The organism is Rhodovibrio sodomensis (assembly GCF_016583645.1).
Taxonomy (GTDB): Bacteria; Pseudomonadota; Alphaproteobacteria; order Kiloniellales; family Rhodovibrionaceae; genus Rhodovibrio; species Rhodovibrio sodomensis.
In genome coordinates, this window is sequence record NZ_NRRL01000195.1 from 1 (window position 1) to 5,353 (window position 5,353).

Here is a 5,353-nt window from a genome sequence, read left to right on the forward strand (position 1 = left end):
GCCCGGATCTCATCACCTGGTGCGCCGAGCGCGGCTGGTCATGGCGGTTGCGTCTGAAGGCGAGCCTGCTGGTGTACGATCGCAATGGGGGCGAAACCACGCTGGGCGCCTGTTTCGAGGACGGCAGCTGGATGCTGCCGGACGTGCGCCTGAGCGCCCGGCAGGTCCCGAGCCACGTCGCGATCCTGCACGAGCCTGACCATCCGGAGCCGTGGATCATCGCCTTATCGGAAAAGCCGAGCACGCCACGCGCCCTGGACTACGGCATGCGCTGGGGTATCGATATCGACCAGACATGGCGACTCTCAAGACTCAATGGTTGGGGAACGGTCGTCTTCGACCACCGGCGGTCGGCGATGCCAGGGAGCGGGCGTCGCGCGGATCGCCTTCAGGTTGGCGATCGTGGACGCGTCGGCATGGACCAGGTTGGCATAACCGCGGCCGACCGGTATGCGCCGGCTGCGCAGACGCCCTTGCTGGACCCAGCCGTATAACGTCGCCTCGGGCATCCCGATCTCGGCGGCCAGTTCGCGCACGGTCCATTCATCGGCTTCGCGCGGCAGATCCACAGGTGCGCGGCGGTAGCGAGGTTTGACGACACCGGTCTTGGATAACAGGCGGTAGACCATCTGCTCGTTGAAGGTCGTCCGACGCTTGGCCGGGCGCCAGCCCTCCGCGTTGAGGGTCTCGGCGACCTCGGTATAACTCCCGCCCGCGCGACGGAGATCGGCGGCTCGCTCCAGCAACTGGTTGTAGGTGGTGAGAGCGCTCAACTTGGCCACAGGCCGGATCAGGGTGTGAGCGGTTCGATGACCGCCGTGCCAGTGGCATTGAACACGAACCTGTTCACTATCGTCGACCACCTCGACCAGAACCCGCTCCAGCAGCATGCGCACGATGGTCTGGCGATCCGCCTGGGTGGTGGTCTCCGCCGCCCAGAGCCCTGGTAGATCGGTGGCCAGCTCCCGGAGTTGGGCGAGTTCCGCAGCGTCCGGAACGCTCGGCTGGTCACGCTGGAACTGCGCGTAGGCGTCGGCCAGCTTGGCCTCCTCGCCCAGCGCCTCTTCCCAGACGCGTTCCAGCGTCCCCGCGACGAGACGGTTGTCGGGATCAACCGCATCGTACTGACGCCGTGCGCGTTCGCTGGCGTAACGGGCGCGCTCAAGCCGCTGGCGCCAATGCCGGTCCAGTTCTGCCCGCTCTACTTCCAGGTTGCCCGCGACCGCGAGACTGGCCTCCAGGGCCGCCGGCTGTAGCGCCTGAAGCACCAGTTCCGCGACCAACGCGTCCACCGATGCCCCCATCAGAGACTGACAGACCGCCTCGCCGTAATCGCTGGCCATGCGGTCGCAGCTGTAGCGCAGCGCACCGCCGTTGTTGTTGTAATGCGCGTTCATGCGCAGGCCGCACCGTCCGCACACGAGGAGACCCGACAAAAGCGCCTGGCCGGCCCGCACCGGGCCCGTCCGATCAGCACGGTTCGCCGCGATCTGCGCCCGGTTGCGCTGGTAGTGCTCCAGGGTGATGTAAGCCGGCATGCGATCCAGGAGAAACACCTCGGCGTTTTCGGGCCTCGGGCTTCCGCGGCCTGTGCCCGGCCGGCCCGGCCGTTGTCGCCGGCGATCCACCTGACGGACACCATAGGCGTAAACCCCGGCATAGATCGGATTGACGAACAGGTTGTAAAGCGATGGACGGTTGGGGCGGTGCCACTCCAGGTCGCCTTTGCGCGGCCCCCAGCGTGCGCGCACCGGTAGCTGGATGTCGTGGGCGACTAGGTAGGTCAGCACGCCGTTCACCGTGCGGAACCGGTCGAACAGATTAAAGATCAGCCGGATCGTGGCCTGCGCCTGCGCGTCCGGATCCAGCGCCACCTCGCCCGAGGGGAGGCGGACGTAGCCCATGGGAACCGTTTTTCCCAACTCGCCGCGCTGGGCCTTGGCCCGGCGGCCGGCCTCCATCCGCGCCTTGATGATATGCAGTTCGGCTTCCGACATGGTGCCCTTCAGTCCGAGCAGCAGGCGATCGTTGTAGCTCGCAGGATCGTACACCCCGTCCACGTCGGCGATAAGCGTGTCGAACAGCGCGCAGATCTCCAGCAGCTGGTGCCAGTCGCGGCAGGACCGGGCGAGCCGGGACATCTCAATACCCAGCACAAGACCGACGTGATCCAGGCCGACCTCGGCAACCAGCCGCTGAAAACCGAGCCGGCCCTCGGCGCTCGACCCAGAACAGCCGAGATCGTCGTCGATCACGACGACCCGCTCGCGCGGCCAGCCGAACTGGACCGCGCGCTCAACCAGCGCGTACTGGAGACGGGTGGACTCCTGGTTGCGTTCCAGCTGCTGCATGGTGGACTGGCGGATGTAGACGATCGCCAGCCGGTCGCGGTGGCTGCGCTTGACCTTTTCCGGCATCGATAGCCGGCTCGACACGGCAGGGATCCCGCTCATCGCCGCTCCCCTCCGCAGTTGGACGATCGCGGAGCCGTCTCAGGGTCATGTCCGACAGGGTCTGAAGAAGAGCTTGCCGCCGCTCCACCGGGAGCCGCGTCCAGAGATCCGTCAGAACAGGATCCGTCTCGCTCATCGCGGTTTTCCAGCCACCGCGCAAGATCGCGCAGGGCATGATAACCGATTCTCGGGTAAGCCGAGTCCGGCGTCAAGTTATTAGAGGCATCTTGTATGGGGTATCGAGGCGATGTTCTCGGACTTGAAGAGGCGGGGGTTCGCCTTGGAAGATAGCCAGTTGCGGAAGGCCGACCGGATCGAACGGCTGCTCCTGGGGCTCGCGATCGCAATCTACTGGGCTGTCTCAACTGGCATGTGGGACTGCGAGACCAACCCGCTCGCCGCCGAGGCCAAGGCGCCGGATTGCCAGCCCGTCCGCTGCCTGCGCTCCCGCCTATCCTTCTTCACCCGTGGCCTACGAAGGTTGAAAACCTGCATCGCCAGCGCCCTTACGCCACCCCCGCTTTGGGGGGTCTGGAGAACTGACTCATGTTGAGCGCGCTGTCCGCTGTCACTTGACTTTCCGCCCGGGCACGGTTAGCTACCTCACAAGGTGCTATCCTGTCCTTCCATGAGGCGCCGGCCACCATTTCTCCAGCTAGCGCTTTCTCCCGATCGACGCACCCGGCGGTGCGTGCCCGCGGTCTCGCGTCCACGGCTCTGCAGCGGCCCGGCAGCGGCGTGACGCGGATCGCCGTTACGGACCCGCCGGACCCCGGGCGGCTCGGCAGGAATCCGCGGGCGGCCCGTGCGCGGGGCCGCCGCGTCAGCGATTCCGCGCGCCCGCACCCGCTTCATCAGCCCGACCACCACGAAGCCGACATGCATCTGCAAGACCTCAAGGACAAATCGCCTCAGGACCTGCTGGCCTACGCCGAGGAACTGGATATCGACAACGCCAGTTCGCTGCGCAAGCAGGACATGATGTTCGCCATCCTGAAGGAACTGGCGGACCAGGACGTGGTGATCCAGGGCGGCGGGGTGCTCGAGGTGATGCCGGACGGCTTCGGCTTCCTGCGTTCGCCGGAAGCGAACTACCTCGCCGGGCCGGACGATATCTACGTCTCGCCTAGCCAGGTAAAGCGCTACCAGCTGCGCACCGGCGACACGGTCGACGGGCAGATCCGGGCGCCGCGCAAGGGCGAACGCTATTTCGCCCTGAGCCGGGTCGAGAAGGTCAATTTCGAGGATCCGGACCGGCTGCGCCACCGGATCAACTTCGACAACCTGACCCCGCTCTATCCGGACCAGAAGATCCAGCTGGAGCTGGCCGATCCGTCGCGCAAGGAAATGACCGCGCGGGTGATCGATCTGGTCGCCCCGCTCGGCAAGGGGCAGCGCGCGCTGATCGTCTCGCCGCCGCGCACCGGCAAGACGATGATCCTGCAGAACCTCGCCCGGTCGTTCGAGCAGAATCACCCGGAATGCTACCTGATCGTGCTGCTGATCGACGAGCGGCCGGAAGAGGTCACCGACATGGACCGCACGGTCAACGGGGAGGTGATCTCCTCCACGTTCGACGAACCGGCCCAGCGACACGTCCAGGTCACCGAGATGGTGCTGGAGAAGGCCAAACGCCTGGTCGAGGGCGGCAAGGACGTGGTCGTCCTGCTGGATTCGATCACCCGCCTGGCACGGGCCTACAACACCACCGTGCCGTCGAGCGGCAAGGTGCTGACCGGCGGGGTCGACGCGAACGCGCTGCAGCGGCCCAAGCGTTTCTTCGGCGCCGCGCGGAACATCGAGGAGGGCGGCTCGCTGACCATCATCGGGACCGCGCTGGTCGACACCGGCAGCCGGATGGACGAGGTGATTTTCGAGGAGTTCAAGGGCACCGGCAACTGCGAGATCGTGCTCGACCGCAAGCTGGCCGACAAGCGCGTGTTCCCGGCGATCGACGCGGCCAAGTCCGGCACCCGCAAGGAAGAGCTGCTGGTCGACCAGGGCACGCTGTCGCGGATGTGGGTGCTGCGCCGGATCCTCAACCCGATGGGGACGACGGACGCGATGGAGTTCCTGCTCGAAAAGCTCCGCCGCACAAAGGACAACGCCGAGTTCTTCTCCAGCATGAACCAGTAGCCGCGTTTCACGTGAAACCGGCTTACAGCGGGCGGTTGTCCAGCCGTGCTACCACAGGTCGGTGTAGGTGGTGGCCCCGGCGAGGTCGGGGTCCAGTTGAGGCCCCTTCTTCCAGACCGCGGTGGCCACGACGGCTTGCACGCGAACGGCCTTGGTCGTGCCGGTCGGCTGGCCGTTCACCTGGGCAGCGCCGTATTTCTTGCCGGACTTATTGTGTTCTGCGTATGTTCTCTATATCTTGTGGCCATGTCGCGTGACCACCTAACGCTACAGGGCTTCCTGGATTTGGTGCCGGACGAAGACCATGCCGAGGCGTTGTTCCTGTCCGCCCGCTGGCCGGATGGACCGGTTTGCCGCTGGTGCGGCGCAGTCGGCAACGCGCGCCAGCTACCCGGACGCAAGATGCTGTTCCACTGCCGCGACTGCGGCCGGGCGACGTCGGCTCGCGCCGGCACGCCGATGGAGGCTTCGCATCTTCCGGTGCGGACATGGCTGACCGCGATGGTCCTGATGGCCTGCTCGTCCAAGGGCATTAGGCGTCCTTGTGGACGCCGAGCAGGGTGTCCCGCACGTCAACTCGGCTTCTGGCTCGGTCTCCAGTACCGCACGGCCTGGCACCTGTCGCACCGGATCCGCCGGATGGACAGCCCCTCGGCGCCGCGTCGCGGCGCCATGCAGGGGGACGATCCGGTCCTGCGCGGGGTGGTGGAGATGGACGAAACCTACGTTGGCGGCGACCCGCGCCCCCGGAACACCGGCGACGA

General features: G+C 66.4%; 3 protein-coding genes and 1 pseudogene. 3 read left to right on the forward strand and 1 reads right to left on the reverse strand.

What is annotated here, in order from left to right; all coding sequences use genetic code 11:
- Positions 1 to 305: 305 nt before the first annotated feature.
- Positions 306 to 2,453 (reverse strand): recombinase family protein, encoded by a 2,148-nt coding sequence (locus CKO28_RS26650; RefSeq protein WP_200344360.1) that lies wholly within the window; start codon positions 2,451 to 2,453, stop codon positions 306 to 308.
- 226 nt (positions 2,454 to 2,679) lie between these two features.
- On the opposite strand from CKO28_RS26650, the pseudogene CKO28_RS28725 reads away from it, so the two are divergent.
- The 3 genes and pseudogenes from CKO28_RS28725 to CKO28_RS26660 form a co-directional block, all read left to right on the forward strand.
- Positions 2,680 to 2,874, forward strand: a pseudogene (locus CKO28_RS28725) (IS4-like element ISMmg3 family transposase); the annotation flags it as partial.
- Positions 2,875 to 3,332: 458 nt separating this feature from the next.
- Entirely contained in the window at positions 3,333 to 4,589 is a 1,257-nt protein-coding gene (gene rho, locus CKO28_RS26655) for a transcription termination factor Rho (protein WP_200344362.1), read from the forward strand.
- Between the two features lie 246 nt (positions 4,590 to 4,835).
- Positions 4,836 to 5,353, forward strand: a 518-nt coding sequence (locus tag CKO28_RS26660) for a transposase (protein ID WP_200344364.1), incomplete at its 3' end; no start/stop codon positions are given.

Coding starts and splice junctions, on each gene's coding strand:
- rho (WP_200344362.1), top strand. CDS start 3,333: ATGCATCTGCAAGACCTCAAGGACAAATCGCCTCAGGACCTGCTGGCC.
- CKO28_RS26650 (WP_200344360.1), bottom strand. CDS start 2,453: ATGAGCGGGATCCCTGCCGTGTCGAGCCGGCTATCGATGCCGGAAAAG.